At 36.0% G+C, this 19,122-nt stretch carries 20 protein-coding genes; 18 read left to right on the top strand and 2 right to left on the bottom strand.

All coding sequences use genetic code 11. The features are described 5' to 3' along the window. Positions 1-40 precede the first annotated feature (40 nt). Both IGI43_RS06855 and recN read left to right on the top strand, forming a co-directional pair. Positions 41-490 (top strand): arginine repressor, encoded by a 450-nt coding sequence (locus IGI43_RS06855; RefSeq protein WP_438757080.1) that lies wholly within the window; start codon positions 41-43, stop codon positions 488-490. 17 nt (positions 491-507) lie between these two features. Further along, a complete protein-coding gene (gene recN / locus IGI43_RS06850) occupies positions 508-2,199 on the top strand; it encodes a DNA repair protein RecN (protein WP_438757079.1) in 1,692 nt (563 codons plus the stop codon). A 142-nt stretch (positions 2,200-2,341) separates the two neighbouring features. Here recN and IGI43_RS06845 read toward each other — a convergent pair whose 3' ends face one another. Both IGI43_RS06845 and IGI43_RS06840 read right to left on the bottom strand, forming a co-directional pair. Continuing rightward, the gene (locus tag IGI43_RS06845) at positions 2,342-2,455 is read right to left on the bottom strand and encodes a DUF4044 domain-containing protein (protein WP_071868151.1); all 114 of its coding nucleotides are present in this window, start codon (positions 2,453-2,455) and stop codon (positions 2,342-2,344) included. 71 nt (positions 2,456-2,526) lie between these two features. After that, a complete protein-coding gene (locus tag IGI43_RS06840) occupies positions 2,527-3,483 on the bottom strand; it encodes a magnesium transporter CorA family protein (protein ID WP_438757078.1) in 957 nt (318 codons plus the stop codon). 183 nt (positions 3,484-3,666) lie between these two features. Here IGI43_RS06840 and IGI43_RS06835 point away from each other — a divergent pair, with 183 nt between their 5' ends. The 16 genes from IGI43_RS06835 (at position 3,667) to IGI43_RS06760 (ending at position 18,769) form a co-directional block, all read left to right on the top strand. Next, complete coding sequence (locus tag IGI43_RS06835; RefSeq protein ID WP_438757077.1) at positions 3,667-4,038, top strand: DUF3397 domain-containing protein; 372 nt, start codon at positions 3,667-3,669, stop codon at positions 4,036-4,038. Positions 4,039-4,319: 281 nt separating this feature from the next. Continuing rightward, positions 4,320-4,751 (top strand): division/cell wall cluster transcriptional repressor MraZ, encoded by a 432-nt coding sequence (gene mraZ, locus IGI43_RS06830; RefSeq protein WP_438757076.1) that lies wholly within the window; start codon positions 4,320-4,322, stop codon positions 4,749-4,751. A gap of 13 nt (positions 4,752-4,764) precedes the next feature. After that, a complete protein-coding gene (gene rsmH, locus IGI43_RS06825; RefSeq protein ID WP_438757075.1) occupies positions 4,765-5,724 on the top strand; it encodes a 16S rRNA (cytosine(1402)-N(4))-methyltransferase RsmH in 960 nt (319 codons plus the stop codon). 16 nt (positions 5,725-5,740) lie between these two features. Further along, entirely contained in the window at positions 5,741-6,142 is a 402-nt protein-coding gene (gene ftsL, locus IGI43_RS06820; protein WP_438757074.1) for a cell division protein FtsL, read from the top strand. 34 nt (positions 6,143-6,176) lie between these two features. Next, complete coding sequence (locus IGI43_RS06815) at positions 6,177-8,057, top strand: peptidoglycan D,D-transpeptidase FtsI family protein (RefSeq protein ID WP_438757072.1); 1,881 nt, start codon at positions 6,177-6,179, stop codon at positions 8,055-8,057. A 58-nt stretch (positions 8,058-8,115) separates the two neighbouring features. Then, complete coding sequence (gene mraY / locus IGI43_RS06810; RefSeq protein WP_438757070.1) at positions 8,116-9,081, top strand: phospho-N-acetylmuramoyl-pentapeptide-transferase; 966 nt, start codon at positions 8,116-8,118, stop codon at positions 9,079-9,081. A gap of 276 nt (positions 9,082-9,357) precedes the next feature. Then, positions 9,358-10,728, top strand: a complete 1,371-nt coding sequence (gene murD, locus IGI43_RS06805; RefSeq protein WP_438757068.1) for a UDP-N-acetylmuramoyl-L-alanine--D-glutamate ligase — start codon at positions 9,358-9,360, stop codon at positions 10,726-10,728. Between the two features lie 7 nt (positions 10,729-10,735). After that, positions 10,736-11,827 (top strand): undecaprenyldiphospho-muramoylpentapeptide beta-N-acetylglucosaminyltransferase, encoded by a 1,092-nt coding sequence (gene murG, locus IGI43_RS06800; protein ID WP_438757067.1) that lies wholly within the window; start codon positions 10,736-10,738, stop codon positions 11,825-11,827. Between the two features lie 60 nt (positions 11,828-11,887). Further along, positions 11,888-12,883: a cell division protein FtsQ/DivIB gene (locus tag IGI43_RS06795; RefSeq protein WP_438757066.1), complete on the top strand. Its 996-nt coding sequence runs from the start codon at positions 11,888-11,890 to the stop codon at positions 12,881-12,883. A gap of 162 nt (positions 12,884-13,045) precedes the next feature. After that, on the top strand, positions 13,046-14,368 hold the full coding sequence (ftsA, locus tag IGI43_RS06790; RefSeq protein WP_438757065.1) for a cell division protein FtsA: 1,323 nt from the start codon (positions 13,046-13,048) through the stop codon (positions 14,366-14,368). Positions 14,369-14,394: 26 nt separating this feature from the next. Further along, entirely contained in the window at positions 14,395-15,645 is a 1,251-nt protein-coding gene (gene ftsZ, locus IGI43_RS06785) for a cell division protein FtsZ (protein ID WP_438757064.1), read from the top strand. Between the two features lie 15 nt (positions 15,646-15,660). Beyond that, the gene (locus IGI43_RS06780; protein WP_438757063.1) at positions 15,661-16,338 is read left to right on the top strand and encodes a YggS family pyridoxal phosphate-dependent enzyme; all 678 of its coding nucleotides are present in this window, start codon (positions 15,661-15,663) and stop codon (positions 16,336-16,338) included. A gap of 13 nt (positions 16,339-16,351) precedes the next feature. Then, entirely contained in the window at positions 16,352-16,957 is a 606-nt protein-coding gene (locus tag IGI43_RS06775; RefSeq protein ID WP_438757062.1) for a cell division protein SepF, read from the top strand. Between the two features lie 10 nt (positions 16,958-16,967). After that, positions 16,968-17,240, top strand: a complete 273-nt coding sequence (locus tag IGI43_RS06770) for a YggT family protein (protein WP_438757061.1) — start codon at positions 16,968-16,970, stop codon at positions 17,238-17,240. 22 nt (positions 17,241-17,262) lie between these two features. Beyond that, the gene (locus IGI43_RS06765) at positions 17,263-18,045 is read left to right on the top strand and encodes an RNA-binding protein (RefSeq protein ID WP_438757060.1); all 783 of its coding nucleotides are present in this window, start codon (positions 17,263-17,265) and stop codon (positions 18,043-18,045) included. Positions 18,046-18,064: 19 nt separating this feature from the next. Continuing rightward, a complete protein-coding gene (locus tag IGI43_RS06760; protein ID WP_438757059.1) occupies positions 18,065-18,769 on the top strand; it encodes a DivIVA domain-containing protein in 705 nt (234 codons plus the stop codon). The last annotated feature ends 353 nt before the right edge of the window (positions 18,770-19,122 follow it).

The raw sequence follows: 19,122 nt of genomic DNA, 5'->3' as shown, positions 1-19,122 counted from the left end.
GATTTATAAGGTGGATCATTATGAAAAGGAGTAAATAGTTATGAGAAAAAAAGATCGGCATCGTCTGATTACTCGTTTATTAGCTGATAAAAATATCCAAAAACAAGAAGACTTTGTCACTTACTTAGAAGAAAAAGGCATAGAAGTGACTCAAGCAACGATTTCTCGTGATATTAAAGAAATGAAACTAATCAAAGTACCATCTATAGATGGTGGTTATCGTTACAGTGTTCCTGCAGAAACAAAAGAAGATACTTCTGTAAAACTTGAAAAATTAATGAAAGATGCATTTGTTTCAGTTGATCAAATGGAAAAGCACGTTATTTTGCGTACTATACCAGGGAATGCTGCAGCAGCATCTAATTTAATCGAAAAGCACTATAAAGAAATTGTCTTTGCAACACTTAACGATGACGATGGCGTGTTGATCATCGCACGAACTGAAAAAGACGCTGAATTTTTAAAAAATGAATTTTTCCGATATTTATAAAATCGAGGTGAATAGAAATGTTGCAAGAACTTTCTGTAAAGAATTTTGCGATCATATCCTCATTGCAATTAGAATTTCAAATGGGAATGACCGTTTTAACCGGTGAAACCGGTGCTGGGAAATCAATTATTATTGATGCAATGGGATTATTGACAGGCGGACGCGGATCAAGTGACTATATTCGTCAAGGCGCTTCTAAATGTACATTGGAAGGTCTCTTTACAATGCCGAAAAACCAAGAGCTAGTGAATCTTTTGGAAGAATTAGGAATCGAAAAAGATGAGGATTCGATTGTGATTCAACGGGATATTTCAACTTCAGGTAAGAATGTTTGCCGAGTGAATGGTCGAATCATCAATATCGCAAATTTACGCAAAATTGGTGAATTTCTAGTTGATATTCACGGCCAGAATGAACACCAGGAATTGATGCAGAGTGAAAAACATTTAGGCATGCTTGACGATTTTGGCGGCAAAGAGTTGCTAAAGATAAAAGAGCAATATGAGGGGCTTTACTCGGAGTATCGTATGATCGAAAAGAAAGTCAGAAACAGACAAAAAAATGAAAAAGAATTCGCTCAACGTATGGATATGTTGCAGTTTCAAAGCGATGAAATAGCTGCAGCTGAACTTGTTTTAGGTGAAGAAGAACAATTGATCGAAGAACGAAATAAACTTGGGAATTACCAGAAAATCGCAGATGCTTTGACAGCAAGTTATGAAGCAGTCAATGGAGATGGTGATAGCAGTCTAGATAAAATCGGTTATGCAATGAATGAATTGTTATCGATAGAGACGCTTGATCTTGAGTATAAAGCAATATCAGAAGCTGTTCAAAATAGTTATTATCTTTTGCAAGAAGCGAGCGGTGATCTGTCTCGCCACATCGATAGTCTGGAATTAGACGAAAATCGGTTAAACGAAGTAGAAACTCGACTGGAACTCATCAGACAGATGAAAAGAAAATATGGTGAGTCAATAGAAACGATCCTAGATTATTATCAAGAAATCACGCGAGAATTAGCAGATGCTGATTTTTTAGAAGGTCGGACGGGTGAGTTAGAATCATTACTAGTTGAAAAGAAAAAACAAGTAATTGAGAGTGGTTTAAAGTTACGAGAAAGCAGAAAGAAAATCGCAAAAAAATTAGAAAAAAATATTTTAAAAGAATTAAAAGAATTATATATGGAGCGTACAGTATTTGATATCCGCTTCACAGAATTGTCAGAAGAACAATTTACTGAGGAAGGACTAGATCAAGTCGAATTTTATATAACGACAAATCCTGGAGAGCCATTAAAACCTTTAGTGAGAGTCGCGTCTGGTGGAGAACTTTCCCGTGTGATGTTGGCATTAAAAACAATCTTTTCTAAGTCTCAAGGAATCACAAGTATTGTTTTTGATGAGGTCGATACAGGTGTTAGTGGCCGTGTTGCTCAAGCGATCGCAGATAAAATCTACCAAATTTCTGAAAATTCACAAGTGCTATGTATTACGCATCTTCCACAAGTCGCTGCTGTAGCCGACTATCAATATTTTATTGAAAAAGAAATTATTGGCGAACGTACAGAAACAAAGGTCAGAAGATTGAAAAAAGATGAACGAGTAGCCGAGATTGCCCGGATGCTTTCAGGCAGTGAAATTACGAAACTAACGACTGAACATGCAAAAGAATTATTGAATATGGCTGGAAATGAACGTAGAAGTTAAGTGGCTAGAACAAAAGTATTTAGGGTGTGGAACAAAAAGTGATTGTTCCTTTTGTCCACACCCGTTAAACTCTATCAAAAAAATGAGAAGAAAATGATGGTAGACATCGAATTTTCTTCTCATTCATTGTTTATTTAGTTGATTATCGTAAACTCATTATGGCAGTCAAGATTGTTGAACCAGCAATGGCAATCAGCATCAACCAAACAACGACTTTAGTGACTTTAGAAAAAGTACTTGTCTTTTTATCGTTCATTGATTATACACATCCTTATTCTTTACTTTCTCTAGTTTACATCGTTTTACTAAAATCAGCAACTAGAAATTTTACAAAAGGTTTCTTTTTTTTAGCCGTCGAATCACAAAAATACAAGTTGCTGTCGTAATGATGAAGATCCAAAAAAAGGCATCTCCGCGATTGGCAAAGGGCAATTTCACATTCATACCAAATATTCCACCAACGATTGTAGGAATTGTCAAGACGATTGTTAAAGAAGTTAAAATTTTCATTACATTATTCAGATTATTTGAAACGATTGCTGAAAAAGTATCGCTAACTTTATCCACCAGTTTTAATTGAATGCTTGTAGTCGTTGCTGCTTGTTTTGTTTCCACCAAAATATCATGGAGATGGGGCAAATGTGCTCTTGGCTCTGTAAATATTCGGGCGTTATAAAGCGTATTTAAAACTTCTAAGTTAGAATTTATCGCAAATTCAAAATAGACCAAGCTTTTTTGGATATCCATCATTTGGTAAAGTTGCTTGTTTTCGGTTGAAACTTTTAATTCGCCTTCCAGTTTATTTGTTTGCTGAATCAGTTCTTTCAAAAAACGATTATAATAAGTTGAAATTTGCCATGATAAATACAGAATCAAGGTTTCTTGAATGGGCAAATTATTATCAGGTACGGGAGTAGCAAGTGTCTGCTTTAAAAAATCAGCTGAATTATTGATAACCGTAATTACTTTTCCGCAAGTTGTCAAAATGATCGCGAAAGGAAATGTATCTAATTGGGTATAACCGCTAGGACTGATCGTTGCATGAGGATATTGAAGCAGCATCAAAGCGGGTCCTTCCAAAGTATTTTGATGTAATCCCTCGAAACGAGAATTTTCATTATCATCCAGTACACCTGTGATATAATCTTTAGGAAGTTTATAGGTCGTGACTAATTGGTTGATCTCTTCTTCAGTTGGTTTTTCTACAGCAAGCCAGATCGTGTCATCTGTATCAGACCGAGAAGAAATCAATTGACCATTTTCTATTGTTAAATAATTAATCAAAATGTCACCTCTTTTTTTATGAAACTAGTCTAGTTCTATTATAATAGAGTTGGTGTGTTTTGTGAAAGAAAGTTCTTTTATTTTAGTATTATTTAGGCACGAACTTTTAAACGAAATGAAACATGTGTGTAAAGAAAATAAAGTATAGTTAATACAGTGTGTTACGAAAGGAATTGTTAGTAAATGGTGTCTTTTTCAGTCATTATGCTTTTTTGGTATGTTTTTCCAGTAATTGTCTTATTTGCGTGTAACTTTATTATTTCGACGTTCTCTTTAACAGAGCGTTTTAAATTAAAAGCACCGGATATGTCAATTCCATTTTTATTTATAGGATTGAATGAATTATCAAAAGATAGTTATGGACAATCAATTGTACCTTATATGATCATTTCTATTTTATTATTAGGTATTTGTGTAGCTGTTTTTCAAGCGTATTATAATGGCGAAATCCTTTATGGCAGATATTTTAAAATGTTTTGGCGCTTGGTCTTTCTTTTGAGCCTAGTTTTATATGCTGTTCTTATTTTGTTGAATATCGTTCATTATTTTTCATAAAACAAAAATGGTGGAGGCAGATTACTATCCCACTTCTCCCCACCGTTTTTATTTGTAATATTTTTATGATAAATCGAATATATAAATAAGACGGAGAATATATATATAAATCTGATATACAGGTTTTGATACCGCTTTCTTTAGAAAAATCTTAAAAACTGAAATATTACAAACTATTTAAATAACGATTAAATGGTAGAAGATTTACGGTTTTTTGTGGTAGAAAGTGGTGGGATGTGGTAGACTATTCCTATCAAGTGGAAAAATGGGAGGAATTGGCTATGTTTATGGGTGAATTTCAACATAATATAGATGCCAAAGGCCGACTCATTGTACCAGCTAAATTTCGGGACCAATTAGGTGAGAAGTTTGTGGTAACTAGGGGGATGGATGGCTGTTTATTTGGTTATCCAATGTGCGAATGGGAACAACTAGAAGAGAAATTGAAAGAAATGCCTCTTGCTAAGAAAGATGCCCGCACATTTGTCCGCTTTTTTTATTCGGCTGCTACAGAATGCGAGATCGATAAACAAGGTAGGATCAATATCCCTGCTGCGTTAAGAACGCATGGTAGTTTGGAAAAAGCCTGTGTGATCATCGGTGTATCAAATCGAATTGAGATTTGGGATGAAGCTCGCTGGCAAGAATTTTCAACAGAAGCTGAAGAGAATTTTGATGAAATTGCAGAAACAATGATTGATTTTGGTTTTTAGAAAGAGGAGCATTATGACAGAGGATTTTCAGCATTATACTGTTTTGCGAAAAGAGACAGTTGACGGCTTACATGTGAAAGAAGACGGCATCTATGTCGATTGCACATTGGGCGGCGCAGGTCATAGTGAGTATTTGCTTTCACAATTAAGCGAACAAGGACATTTGTATGCGTTCGATCAAGATCAAAAAGCATTGGATTTTGCAGCAAAACGATTAAAAAAATATGTTGATCGCGGTATGGTGACCTTTATCAAGTCGAATTTTAGACATTTAAAAGAAGAGTTAGCCAATCAGGAGATTTATTATGTTGATGGTATTTTATACGACTTAGGTGTTTCTTCTCCTCAGTTGGATGAAGCGGAGCGTGGATTTAGTTACCATCAGGATGCACCGTTAGACATGCGGATGGATCAAGACGCACAACTATCAGCATACCAAGTTGTCAATGACTATAGCTATCATGAATTAGTGAAGATTTTCTTCCGTTACGGCGAAGAAAAGTTCTCTAAACAAGTTGCTAGAGAAATCGAACGGGTCCGTGCCAAAGCGCCGATCGAAACAACTGGTGAATTAGTAGAAATTATAAAATCAGCAATTCCAGCACCAGCTAGACGCAAAGGTGGACATCCAGCAAAACGAATTTTTCAAGCAATTCGAATTGCAGTAAATGATGAACTGGGAGTTGTAGAAGAATCTTTAGAACAAGCCATTGCTTTATTGAACAAAAACGGTCGGATCAGCGTGATTACTTTTCACTCATTAGAAGATCGAATTGTAAAGAGCATGTTTAAAGAATATAGCACAATGCAGGATCTACCACCTGGACTACCTGTAGTTCCAGAAGAATTTCAACCCGAATTAAAAGTAATAACTAGAAAGCCGATTTTACCAGGTGAGACTGAGTTGGCTGAAAATAATCGCTCGCGAAGTGCTAAATTACGAATTGCCGAAAAAGTTAAATTAAACTTATAAAGAAAGGGGTATTGACATGGCTGAGTTAAAAAAAATGGAAGAATTCCAATATGATGTTCCGATAATGGATGAACCAGTCATTGCTCCTGAAAATGAACCTAAAGTTCAAAGAAATGTTGACCTACCCCAATCTCCGAAAAGGAAGTTGAGAAATATCTCACTTTTAGAAAAGGCAATTGGCTTCTTATTATTAGTAGCGATTATTGGAATAGCAATTCTCACCATTCAAGTACGTACATCTATTACACAAATGACCAATCAAATTACTGAGACGCAAGCAACGATTCAAGCAAAAGAAGAATCAGCTTTAAAATTAGAGCAACAAAAAAATGAATTATCAAAAGCAGATCGAATCAAGGACGTTGCAAAGAATAAAGGCCTTTCTGATAATATTGAAAATATTAAGAAAGTGAAGTAATAAAATACAAGGAAATATAAGGAAAGTGAAATAGATGAGCAAAAAAAATAAAATAAAGAATTTTGTCAAAAAGAAGAACTTAAATCCAATGAACAATCGTAAAAAAGTAGGCATTATTTTATTTGCTACGAGTATTGGATTGTTCTTTTTATTTGCCTTTAGATTAACCTATATTGTAGCTGTGGGAAAAGTTGCGGGCGTTTCATTACCAGAAAAGACAGCGGATCTGTATCAAGGCAGTAGTGTGGTCAAAGCTAAAAGAGGTGCGATTTTGGACCGTAACGGAGACGTGATCGCAGAAGATGCTACCTCTTATTCTGTGTATGCTATTTTGTCAGAGACTTATCTAGGTGAAGAAAATAAAAAACTTTATGCGCAGAAAAAAGATTTTCAAACGTTAGCAGAAATTTTAGATAGAAATACGGAACTGACGAAAGATGAAGTTTTAAAATATTTAAATAGCGGTGTAAATGAAGACGGCACTGTGAAATTTCAAGTTGAATTTGGTACTAAAGGGAAAAACATCTCTTTAGAAACTAGACAAAAAATTGAAGATGAATTAAAGCAAAATAAAGTTTCTGGACTCTATTTCGAAGGTCACCCTGCTAGAATTTATCCCAATGGGGTCTTTGCTTCTCATTTTATCGGGTATACTGACTCTGCTGATGCTAAGGATGATTCAAAAGGCTTAGTCGGAAAGATGGGCTTAGAAGAATCATATAACGACATACTAAAAGGTCAAGACGGTAAGATCGACTACGAAAAAGATGTATACGGAAATCCCTTACCTGGAACAGTGGCGAATGAGAAGAAAGCTGTTGATGGGAAAGATATCTACACAACAATAGATAGTCGAATACAAAGTCAGTTGGAATCTCTGCTTGATCCTGTGGTTGAAGAATACAAGCCAGAAGATATGACTGCAATGTTGATGAAAGCAGACACTGGTGAAATACTTGCAATGTCACAGCGCCCATCCTACAATCCTGAAACTAAAGAAGGATTAGGAAAAGATACTGTTTGGCGTAATATTTTAGTGGAAGATAAATTTGAGCCAGGTTCTACTATGAAACTTTTTACAGCGGCAGCTGCGATGCAAGAAGGAAAATTTAGTCCTAATACAACGTTCAATTATCCAGTGGGTGGTTATAAGCTGGATGACCGAACAGTGAATGATCATGACTTTGGGGCGGTAGGACCTTTAACATTTCGTCAAGCAATTTCTTGGTCTAGTAACGTTGGGATGCTGACTTTAGAACAAGCAATGGATCCTACTGGACAAGTCTGGAAAAGTTATTTAGAAAAATTTGGTTTTGGAAAATCCACAAACTCAGGATTGGCAGGAGAATCAGCTGGAGAACTGCCAGAAGATAACTGGGTCGATCTAGCAATGTCCTCGTTTGGACAAGCTATTTCGGTCACTAATTTCCAAATGATGCAGGCGTATACTGCAATTGCCAACGATGGTTCAATGACAAAACCTCAATATATTAGCAAAATCGTAGATAAAAATACTGGAGAAGAAAAAGTAACGCAAACAGAAAAAGTAGGGCAACCTATCATAACACCGCAAGCGGCAAGTGATATCAGAACATACATGATTGATACAGTTGAAGATCCGAATTACGGTATTGCTTATGATGTGTACAAAGTACCTGGGTATCATGTAGCAGCTAAAACAGGAACGGCTCAAATTACTGGAGAAAATGGGTATATGGCTGGTTTAACAGACTATACATATTCAGTTGTCGAGATGGTTCCAGCAGAAAAACCAGAGTATATTTTATATCTTACAATGAAAAAACCTCAGACCTATACAAGAGAGGCACTTGCTAAAATTGCTAATCCGTTGATGAAAGTGGTAATGGACTCAATGGATAGTGATTCAAATGAAGTAGTGGAACCTGCAAAATAAGGATCAAATATAAATGGAAAAGTAAATCAATACGAGTTGAATAATTAGGAGAGATATCATGGAGTGGACACAAATTTTTATTCCCATAGTATTTAGTTTTGCTATAACGGTGGCAGTGATGCCGATATTTATCGGGTATTTTCAAATGAAAAAACAAGGTCAAACAACGCGTGAAGATGGCCCAACTTGGCACAATGTAAAAACAGGAACACCAACGATGGGTGGCTTGGTTTTTCTAGTTGCAAGTTTTATCACCTCATTATTAGTGGGATTATGGAAACAAGAACTCACTCCGTCTTTACTGATTATTTTATTCATCTTGGTTCTTTATGGTTTATTAGGATTTTTAGATGATTTTATCAAAGTATTCAAGAAAAGAAATATGGGATTAAATTCCCGTCAAAAATTGATTGGTCAAATCATTGGCGGGTTAGTCTTTTATTTTGTTTATCGCTCAGAAGGCTTACCAGATACACTAGATTTATTTGGTGCTGTATCAGTGCCTTTAGGTGTTTTTTATGGCATATTTGTTATTTTTTGGTTGGTCGGATTTTCAAATGCAGTGAATTTGACTGACGGTATTGATGGCTTAGTTGCAGGATTAGGTACGATTTCGTTTGCTACATATGCAATCATTGCTTGGAAACAGCAGCAGTTTGATGTTGTTATCGTATGTTTAAGTGTAATCGGTGGTCTATTAGGATTTTTCCCTTACAATAGAAAACCTGCTAAAATTTTTATGGGAGATGTTGGTTCACTTGCGTTAGGTGGTTTGCTAGCAGCAATTTCTATTATATTACGTCAAGAGTGGACGTTATTGTTGATCGGTCTTGTTTATGTATGTGAAACACTTAGTGTTATCTTGCAAGTTGCTTCATTTAAACTATTCGGTAAACGAATTTTTAAAATGTCACCAATTCATCATCACTTTGAAATGTGTGGCTGGTCTGAGTGGAAGATCGATATTGTTTTTTGGTTGACTGGAGCTGTCTGTTCAGCAATCACTTTATGGATTGTTTTATAGAGTGTCTTTGACAGGAATAACGTTTGTACCAAGAAGTAGAACTTGAGAAAATAGATAATCTACGAATGGAATCAAAAGCATTCCACTCTTAGATTGCTAATTTTCTACAAGACTAACCGCTTCTTTCAGCATTTCTATTGTGTCTAGCATCAAGAAGCAGTCTTTAGGAAAATAGATAATCTACGAATGGAATCAAAAGCATTCCACTCTTAGATTGCTAATTTTCTACAAGACTGACCGCTTCTTTCAGCATTTCTAAGATAAGGGGAAATTATAATGAAAAAAATTACAGAGTATGAAAACAAAAAAGTCCTTGTTCTTGGGCTTGCTAAGAGTGGCGTTAGTGCTGCGAAGTTGCTGCATGAATTAGGTGCATTAGTAACTGTCAATGACTTTAAACAATTTGATCAAAACCCTGAAGCCCAAGATTTATTAACCTTGGGTATTCGTGTTGTTACAGGTGGACATCCGATCGAACTTTTAGACGAAGATTTTTCTTTAATTGTAAAGAATCCTGGCATTCCTTATACGAATCCTCTAGTAGAGAAAGCTTTAAGCATGAATTTACCTGTTCTTACCGAAGTGGAGCTAGCGTATCAAATTGCGGAGTGCCCGATTATCGGAATCACTGGAACGAATGGAAAAACAACGACAACTACAATGATAGGATTGCTATTGAATGCACAACGCAAAAATGGAACTGCTCGTTTAGCCGGAAATATTGGATTTCCAGCAAGTGAAGTAGCTGAGGTCGCAAATGCTGCAGATGATATCATCATGGAATTATCTAGTTTCCAATTGATGGGAATTCAAACATTTCATCCGCAAATCGCTGTAATCACAAATATTTACGAAGCACATTTAGATTACCATGGATCAAGAGAAGAGTATGTAAAAGCTAAATGGGCAATACAAGAAAATATGCAGGAAAGTGACTCTCTTGTGCTAAATTGGAACCAACAGGAGTTGCAAGAATTAAGCAAGACAACGAAAGCTACGATTATTCCATTTTCAACTGAGGAAAAAGTTGCTGGAGCCTATCTTATAGATGGAGAAATCTACTATAGAGATGAATATATTATGTTAGCGAATGAGTTAGGTGTACCAGGCAGTCATAATATTGAGAATGCCTTAGCAGCAATTTGTGTTGCTAAATTAAAAAATATACCAAATAGTGTGATCAGAAAAACGTTGATGGTCTTTACAGGGGTGCCACACCGTACGCAATATGTAGGAGAACTGGCAGGGCGAAAATTTTACAACGATTCAAAAGCAACGAATATCCTAGCAACTAAAATGGCTTTAAGTGGTTTTGATCATTCCTCACTTGTTTTATTAGCTGGCGGTTTGGATCGAGGAAATGATTTTGATGAGCTGATTCCCTCACTAAAAGGAATCAAAGCAATCATTCTTTTTGGTGAAACAAAAGATAAACTGCGCAAAGCAGCAGTCGAAGCTGGAATTAAAACAATACAATTGACAGAAAATGTCCAAACTGCTGTCCGTGAAGCCTATGCTTTTTCCGAAAAAGATGATACTATTCTATTATCGCCTGCGTGTGCAAGTTGGGACCAATATCCTAATTTTGAATTGCGTGGAGAGGCGTTTATCCAAGCAATGCACCAGCTAAAAGACATAGAAAAGTGAGATAATGATGAAAATATTAATAACCGGCGGCGGAACAGGTGGACATATATATCCTGCTTTGGCCTTTATCAACTATGTAAAACAAGTAGACCCTAGTACCGAATTCATGTATGTAGGAACTCAAATAGGTTTAGAAAGCAAAATTGTTCCAAAATATAATATTCCTTTTAAGACGATCAAAATCCAAGGATTTCGTCGCTCGCTTAATCCTCAAAATATTAAAACAGTCTATCTTTTTCTAAGTAGTATAGGGAAAGCAAAAAAAATTATTAAAGACTTTCAACCAGATGTTGTCATTGGAACAGGAGGGTATGTGTCTGGTTCAGTGGTCTATGCGGCAAAGCAGTTGAAGATTCCAACAATCATACACGAGCAAAATAGCATACCAGGAATGACAAATAAGTTTTTAAGCAGATATGCGTCAAAGGTAGCTATTTGTTTTCCCGATGTTGCTGAGTATTTTCCTAAAGACAAGGTAATCTTGACGGGAAATCCACGAGCGCAAGAAGTCGTGATGATCAAAAAAACAGATATTTTAAAAGAATATGGACTAGATCCTAACAAAAAAACTGTCGTCATCTTTGGCGGTAGTCGAGGGGCACTAAAAATCAACCAAGCGTTTATTGAGGCGTTCCCACTATTTGAGCAACGGGATTACCAAATTCTTTATGCATCTGGTGAGCGATATTATGAAGAATTACAAGAAACATTAAAGCTTTCCGAAAAGAAATTGACAAACATAAGTATTCAGCCTTATATTGATAAAATGGCAGAAGTTTTAGCAGCAGCAGATTTAATGGTTGGTCGAGCTGGAGCAACTTCTATCGCAGAATTTACAGCGCTAGGACTGCCTGCAATTTTAATACCAAGCCCATATGTCACAAATGATCATCAAACAAAAAATGCACAAAGCTTAGTTAAATCAGGAGCAGTTGAAATGATTGCCGACAAAGAACTTACAGGTCTGAATCTAGTCACTGAAATTGATGCGATTTTATTAGATGAGATTCGTCATCAATCGATGGCTGAGGCTTCAAAAAAAGAAGGCATACCTGATGCTGGTGAACGACTGTACAAAGTGGTAAAAGAGATAACTTGATAGGAGGTGTAGAAGATTAGTAAGAAAAAAGATGACTCAGGGGGTCAAGAAGACCAACATTTGGATACTTCTGAACAAATAGATGAGCAAAATCTGACCCCGTGGCAAAAAGAAAATCTAGAATATTTAAAAACGCAAGGCGGCAAGCCTGTATGGGACCCTTCTGTTGTTTCTGATGAAAAGGAAGACCAAAAAGAATCTGTTGAAGATGAAGAAACTGAAATGAATGAAATTCCTCCAGAGGAGCTTGAAACAGAAGAGAAACAAAAGCAAACTTACGAATCTTTTGCAGACCGCTTACCAAAAATAAAAAAAGTACGAAATAAGCGATTATTTCGCAGATTGACATTGATTGTTTCCGTCTTTTTGATTGCAATTTTGATTGTACTTTATTTTGTTTCTCCACTTAGCAAGTTAGGCAATATCGGTGTATCAGGCAGTAAATCGATTGATAGTCAGAAAATCATTGCCCAATCTAAATTGGAAAAAGGCAAGAGTTTGTGGGAGCAATTTGGCGACAGAAAAATTTACGAAAAAAAAATCGAGCGTCAATTACCGCGGGTAAAAAAAGCGACTATCTCATTGAGTGGAATCAATTCATTTAATATAAAAATTGAGGAATATAAAGTCGTTGCATTAGAATCCACAAATAATATGTTTCATCCTATTTTAGAAAACGGAAAAATATTACCTGAGGAAATGAAAGCACCTGAAAGTGGTATGCCTGTTTTCCAAAACTTTAAAGATCAGTCTACCATTAAAAATTTAATGAATTCTTATAATAAACTGCCAGAAGACTTGAAGCAAAATATCTCAGAGATTCGTTATGCGCCATCTAATGCAAACAAAGAATTGATCAATATCAATATGAAAGATGCCAATGAAGTCATCGTAAATATCTCTCAATTAGATGAGAAAATGGCGTATTACAGCAAGGTAGCGAGTCAAATGGAGAAACCTGGGATCATCGATATGGAAGTCGGTATTTTCTCATATCCTTTTAATAATGAAGAGACTGAAGAAAATGTAGAAGAATCTTCACAAGTACTAGAATAAACTTAAAAAAAATAAAAGAATAAAATAGTAGAATCTACTTTCTAAAAAGCCTATGTTTATGGTAAAATTGAAAGAAGTGAGTATTCATAAAAAAATATATATTTAATCGGGTATTTTTTGCCCGCTTACATATTGGAATTAATAGGAGGAGGAACCCCATTCATGGCAAAGACAGGAATGTATGTAGGCCTTGATATTGGTACAACATCAGTAAAAGTTGTAGTTGCTGAGTTTATCGAAGGTCAAATGAATATCATTGGCGTAGGAAACGCAAAATCTGATGGATTAAATCGAGGGATTATTGTCGATATAGATAAAACAGTAAATGCGATTCAAAGAGCAGTAAGACAAGCAGAAGAAAAAGCGGGAATTCAAATTAAAAGTGTGAATGTGGGGTTACCAGCAAACTTACTTGAAGTGGAAAATTGCCAAGGAATGATCGCTGTAAGTAGTGAGTCAAAAGAAATCACTGATGAAGATGTAAGAAATGTTGCATCTGCAGCCTTGGTTCGTTCAACTCCTCCTGAACGTCAAATCGTAGCAATCCTACCTCAAGAATTTACAGTAGATGGGTTTGAAGGGATCAAAGATCCTAGAGGAATGATTGGCGTTCGTTTAGAAATGTTCGGAGTAGTGTTTACAGGTCCGAAAACAATTATTCATAATACAAGAAAATGTGTTGAAAAAGCAGGGCTAACTGTCAATGAATTAGTGATTATGCCTTTAGCTTTGACTGAGACAGTTTTATCAGACGGTGAGAAAGATTTTGGAACGATTGTCATTGATATGGGTGGCGGACAAACAACGACTTCTGTGATGCATGATAAACAATTGAAATTTACTCATGTAAATCAAGAAGGTGGGGAGTTTGTTACGAAAGATGTTTCCATCGTACTGAACACATCATTCAATAATGCTGAAGCATTGAAAATCAATTATGGCGATGCTTATCCAGAAAGAACATCTGTGAGTGAAGAATTTCCAGTTGATGTCATTGGTAAATCTGAACCAGTGAAAGTTGATGAACGTTACCTTTCAGAAGTAATCGAAGCTAGAGTAGAACAAATCTTTAAAAAATCAAAAGAAGTATTGGACGAAATCGATGCATTGGAACTACCAGGTGGCGTAATCTTGACAGGTGGTGGCGCAAGTCTTCCTGGTGTGGTTGATTTAGCACAGGAAATTTTTGATTCAAGTGTGAAATTATACGTACCTAATCATATGGGATTACGCAATCCAGTATTTACGAATGTGATTAGTATTGTAGAATATTCAGCTCAACTGAATGACATTTATCATATTGCTAAAGGCGCGATTCCAGGTGAAAAAATTAGACCATCACAGCCAATCGCTGTTCAAAAAGAAGTACAATATGATAATTATGCAGATGCACCTCAAGAAGATTACGATGATTCTGAAATTCATGAATCAGGTGAAAAAGTAACTGGTAAGATCAAGGACTTCTTCTCAAACATTTTTGACTAACTATTAAAACAGGAGGAAACGATACTATGGAATTTTCTTTAGATAATAATATTAACAATGGCGCAGTCATCAAAGTTATCGGTGTAGGCGGCGGCGGTGGAAATGCTGTAAACCGCATGATCGATGAAAACGTCAAAGGCGTTGAATTCATCGCTGCAAACACAGATGTACAAGCCCTTAAAAACTCAAAAGCAGAAACTGTGATTCAACTTGGACCTAAGTATACACGCGGTTTAGGTGCTGGATCTCAACCAGAAGTTGGCCAAAAATCAGCAGAAGAAAGTGAACAAGTGATTTCAGATGCCTTGCAAGGTGCAGATATGATTTTTATAACTGCTGGTATGGGTGGCGGAACAGGAACTGGAGCGGCTCCTGTAGTTGCTAAAATTGCAAAAGAATTAGGCGCTTTAACAGTTGGAGTGGTTACAAGACCATTTAGCTTTGAAGGACCCAAACGTGGACGCTACGCAGCAGAAGGAATTGCTCTTTTAAAAGAGAATGTCGATACATTACTAATCATTTCAAACAACCGTTTATTAGAAGTAGTTGATAAGAAGACACCAATGCTTGAGGCATTCCGCGAAGCAGATAATGTTTTACGTCAAGGTGTGCAAGGTATTTCAGATTTGATCACAGCTCCAGGCTATGTCAACTTGGACTTTGCTGATGTGAAAACGGTTATGGAAAACCAAGGAACTGCTTTAATGGGAATCGGTGTTGCGAGCGGTGAAGATCGTGTGATCGAAGCCACTAAAAAAGCGATTTCTTCGCCATTACTAGAAACATCTATTGATGGTGCTGAACAAGTGTTGTTAAATATCACAGGTGGCTTGGACATGACTTTATTTGAAGCTCAAGATGCTTCTGATATCGTAACAAGTGCTGCGACAGGTGATGTAAATATTATTTTAGGTACTTCAATCAATGAAGATTTAGGCGATGAAATTCGTGTAACAGTTATTGCAACAGGAATCGATCCTTCTAAAAAAGATCGTAAATCTCAACGTCAGAGTAGACCTACTCAAATCCAAACAGTGCAACAAACACCAGTCTTGGATATGGAACAATCAAAACCATCACAACCTCAACCTCAAGAAGAGACCAGTGCTTTTGGTGATTGGGATATCCGTCGTGAACAAAATGTACGGCCAAAAGTCGAAGATACAACATTTGAGAATGTTGAGAAAAAAGAATTTGAAACATTTCATCGTGAAGAACCATCACAAAATAATGACGATGAATTAAATACACCACCATTTTTCCGCAGAAAAAGATAGGAGCGACTTTTACTCATGCTAGTTGATAATTTAGAAAAAATAAATCAAGAAATTCAGCTAGCATGTCAAAAAGCAGCTCGGTCAGACAATGATGTAACAATGATTGCTGTGACTAAATCCGTGGAAAAAGACACTGCCAAGAAACTTGCTGAACTTGGTATTGAGAATATGGCTGAGAACCGAGTTGACAAATTACTGGAGAAAAAAATGGCACTTGAAGATTTTCCGTCTATTAAGTGGCATTTGATTGGTAATTTACAGCGTAGGAAGGTAAAATCAATAATAAATGAGATTGATTATTTTCATGCTTTGGATAGTTTTAAATTAGCAGAGGAAATTCAGAAGCGCTCAGTGAAGCAAATTTCTTGTTTCGTTGAGGTGAATATAACTGGTGAGGAAAGCAAGCACGGACTTAAATCAGAAGAAGTAATTGATTTTATTCATCAATTAGCATCATTTGATAAAATAAAAATCATAGGCTTAATGACTATGGCGCCGTTGGATGCGTCTGAACAAGTTCTTCGGGATGTTTTTTCTAAGTTAAAAAAACTACAATCTGCAATAAATAATCTGCATCTTTCATATGCACCATGTACAGATCTTAGTATGGGAATGAGTAATGATTTCCCAATCGCTATTGAAGAAGGTGCAACTTTTGTACGAATCGGAACAGCAATTTTCAGAGGTGCGTAAAGGAGGGGAATCTATGTCAATTTTTAGTAAAAATGCGTTATCCAGCTTTTTTGGATTATCTAGTGAAGATGAATATGATAATTATGATGAATACGAAGAGCAAAAGGTAGTTAATGAACCACCAAGACAGACGGTTCGACAAACACAAGCGCAGGTACAAAGACCGACTGCAGCTGAGCCTTTGACCGAAAAACCTTCTGCTCGTTATCGTTCAACAGAAGCGCATCAAGATAAGAAAGAAAGCCGTCAGGAAACAGCATTTAATGAGAAAAAGGTTGTCTCCATGCGTAGTTCTAATAACTCAAATTCTAAACGTTCACAAGACACACATAGCTCGAGTAAACCAGGTAAAATTACAATAATTGAACCACGTGTTTATTCCGAGGCAATGAATATCGCAAAACATATTATTGCAAGTGACGCTGTGTTGATTAATTTTCATTTAGTGGAAGAAAGTCAAGCAAGAAGAATTGTAGACTTTCTTACAGGAACTGTTTATGCGTTAGATGGAGACATTCAACGTGTAGGCGATGAAATTTTTCTTTGCACGCCATCAAACATTGAAATCGATAGTGCTACTGCACAATCGTTAGCTAAGAAACAAATGTTTGATTTTTAGTTAGGAGGTAATGAGTATCGCTTTATTCATATATATACTATATACAGGTGTTCGAATTTATTCCGGCGTTTTAATCATATATGCATTATTATCTTGGTTTCCAGGAGCATATGATTCAATGTTTGGCCGTTTGATTTCAAGAATTTCAGAACCTTACTTAAGCTTATTTGATCGATTGAATTTGAACATTGGGATGATTGGTTTTAATGTGATGATTGCAATCATCGTGTTAAATTTAGCTGCGAGCGGATTAGGACGAATTTTAGAGTCAATCATGTATTAATAAAAGAAAGGATGATTTATCTATGAACGCAAATGTGTATCAACATTTTCGAAAAGATGAGCATCCTTTTATTGATTCTGTTGGTGACTGGTTAGAACAAGTTGAAAGTCAGTACGCTCCATACTTATCGGACTTTTTAGATCCTAGACAGGCGTACATTTTAGAGACGTTGATTCGTCAAAATAGTGAACTTGAATTTCAATTTTATGGTGGGTATGAACAAGCCGAACGAAGACGCTGTCTGATTTTTCCTGATTACTATGAACCAAAACAAGAAGATTTTGAAATAGAGTTACTAGAAATCGTTTATCCTGTAAAATTTTCTACGTTATCTCACGGTAAGGTATTGGGTACCTTAGTCAATACGGGGATCAAGAGAGAATATTTTGGCGATATTATTTCAGATAACGATCGGTGGCAAGTATTTGTTGCAAAAGAGATAGCGAGCTTTGTTTTGAATCAGGTAGAAAAAATCGGGAAAGTCTCAGTAAGACTAGAAAAAAGAAAATATACAGAGATGATTCTTCCAAAAGATGACTGGACACACGAACGAACTACAATAAGTTCGTTACGTCTGGATAATTTGATCTCTAGCGTATATAATATATCTAGACAAAGATCAAAACAGTTAATCGAATCTGGAAAAGTCAAAGTGAATTGGACGGAGAATACAAGACCAGATTTTCTAGTAGATTTGTTGGATATTGTATCTATTAGAGGTTTTGGCCGAATCCAAATTCAGGAGTTAGAGGGGAAGACGAAAAAGGACAAGTTTCGTTTGTTACTGGGAGTACTACGAAAATAATCCAAAGAGGTGAAGGAATATGGCATTAACTCCATTAGATATTCAAAATAAGAACTTCTCTACAAAAATGAGAGGGTACAACCAAGACGATGTCGATGATTTCTTAGATCAAGTAACGAAAGACTATGAAGATTCTCTTCAAAAAACACGTGAACTTGAAAAATCATTAAAACATGCTGAAGAAAAATTACAATATTTTAATGAACTAAAAGATGCGTTGAATCAGTCAATTATTGTAGCACAAGACACGGCAGATAAAGTAAAAACTAGTGCGAATAAAGAATCAGAAGTAATCGTTACTTCTGCAGAAAATACAGCGAACGAGATGATTTCCTCTGCTGAAAAACGTTCAAGTAATCTTATAACATCTGCAGAAGAAAAAGCAAAAGAAATTCTAACAGATGCGACAGATCGTGCACGTCAATTAGCTGCAGAAACAGATGATCTTAAGAAGAAAACCCGCGTTTTCCATCAACGTTTAAGCTTGATGCTAGAAGCGCAATTAGAGCAAGTAAAGAGTGAAGAATGGAATGAATTACTAAAACCATTCTCAAGTTATGTAAGTGATTCACATACAGTGATCAAAGAAGTATTAGCACAAGAACTTGATAAAAGTGATGAAGTTGATACAGAGCCAGTTGCGGCAGTTGAGGAATCAACTCTTGAGCAAGCTGCAATCGATCCAAAAGCAATGCTTGATTTATTAAATAAAGATCCTAAATAATTTTGTAAATAAATAGAACAGAAAAGTCAATTACCATTCTTTTAGCGAGTCAACGATAGTGAAAGTTTGACAGACCCTGGTATTGAAAAGATCCTCTATTTTACTCAAGTTTGAATGTAGTAAAACTTGACGAGTGATTTCGTTATCAATTAACAGAGGAAATAATTGAGTGAATCAATTATTTTAAATTTGGGTGGTAACGCGAGTACTTTCGTCCCTTGGGATGAAGGTACTTTTTGTTTGGCTGTGAATCACTACGATTGGCTTGGCCTAAGTAGATGATGAACAGGACTTACGCTTCACAATAATTAATTTATCCACAATCAATAGTTGATAATCAACAGCAACAAAAG

It is taken from the genome of Enterococcus sp. AZ126, assembly GCF_051714545.1.
GTDB lineage: Bacteria > Bacillota > Bacilli > Lactobacillales > Enterococcaceae > Enterococcus_L.
This window is presented reverse-complemented; position numbering and strand designations above follow the sequence as displayed.

What these genes read in the sequence shown, in the direction of transcription:
- IGI43_RS06760 (WP_438757059.1), top strand. Translation starts at nt 18,065, where the DNA reads ATGGCATTAACTCCATTAGATATTCAAAATAAGAACTTCTCTACAAAA.
- IGI43_RS06855 (WP_438757080.1), top strand. Translation starts at nt 41, where the DNA reads ATGAGAAAAAAAGATCGGCATCGTCTGATTACTCGTTTATTAGCTGAT.
- IGI43_RS06815 (WP_438757072.1), top strand. Translation starts at nt 6,177, where the DNA reads ATGAGCAAAAAAAATAAAATAAAGAATTTTGTCAAAAAGAAGAACTTA.
- IGI43_RS06765 (WP_438757060.1), top strand. Translation starts at nt 17,263, where the DNA reads ATGAACGCAAATGTGTATCAACATTTTCGAAAAGATGAGCATCCTTTT.
- IGI43_RS06835 (WP_438757077.1), top strand. Translation starts at nt 3,667, where the DNA reads ATGGTGTCTTTTTCAGTCATTATGCTTTTTTGGTATGTTTTTCCAGTA.
- IGI43_RS06780 (WP_438757063.1), top strand. Translation starts at nt 15,661, where the DNA reads ATGCTAGTTGATAATTTAGAAAAAATAAATCAAGAAATTCAGCTAGCA.
- murG (WP_438757067.1), top strand. Translation starts at nt 10,736, where the DNA reads ATGAAAATATTAATAACCGGCGGCGGAACAGGTGGACATATATATCCT.
- ftsA (WP_438757065.1), top strand. Translation starts at nt 13,046, where the DNA reads ATGGCAAAGACAGGAATGTATGTAGGCCTTGATATTGGTACAACATCA.
- IGI43_RS06845 (WP_071868151.1), bottom strand. Translation starts at nt 2,455, where the DNA reads ATGAACGATAAAAAGACAAGTACTTTTTCTAAAGTCACTAAAGTCGTT.
- ftsL (WP_438757074.1), top strand. Translation starts at nt 5,741, where the DNA reads ATGGCTGAGTTAAAAAAAATGGAAGAATTCCAATATGATGTTCCGATA.
- recN (WP_438757079.1), top strand. Translation starts at nt 508, where the DNA reads ATGTTGCAAGAACTTTCTGTAAAGAATTTTGCGATCATATCCTCATTG.
- ftsZ (WP_438757064.1), top strand. Translation starts at nt 14,395, where the DNA reads ATGGAATTTTCTTTAGATAATAATATTAACAATGGCGCAGTCATCAAA.
- rsmH (WP_438757075.1), top strand. Translation starts at nt 4,765, where the DNA reads ATGACAGAGGATTTTCAGCATTATACTGTTTTGCGAAAAGAGACAGTT.
- mraY (WP_438757070.1), top strand. Translation starts at nt 8,116, where the DNA reads ATGGAGTGGACACAAATTTTTATTCCCATAGTATTTAGTTTTGCTATA.
- IGI43_RS06775 (WP_438757062.1), top strand. Translation starts at nt 16,352, where the DNA reads ATGTCAATTTTTAGTAAAAATGCGTTATCCAGCTTTTTTGGATTATCT.
- IGI43_RS06770 (WP_438757061.1), top strand. Translation starts at nt 16,968, where the DNA reads ATGAGTATCGCTTTATTCATATATATACTATATACAGGTGTTCGAATT.
- murD (WP_438757068.1), top strand. Translation starts at nt 9,358, where the DNA reads ATGAAAAAAATTACAGAGTATGAAAACAAAAAAGTCCTTGTTCTTGGG.
- mraZ (WP_438757076.1), top strand. Translation starts at nt 4,320, where the DNA reads ATGTTTATGGGTGAATTTCAACATAATATAGATGCCAAAGGCCGACTC.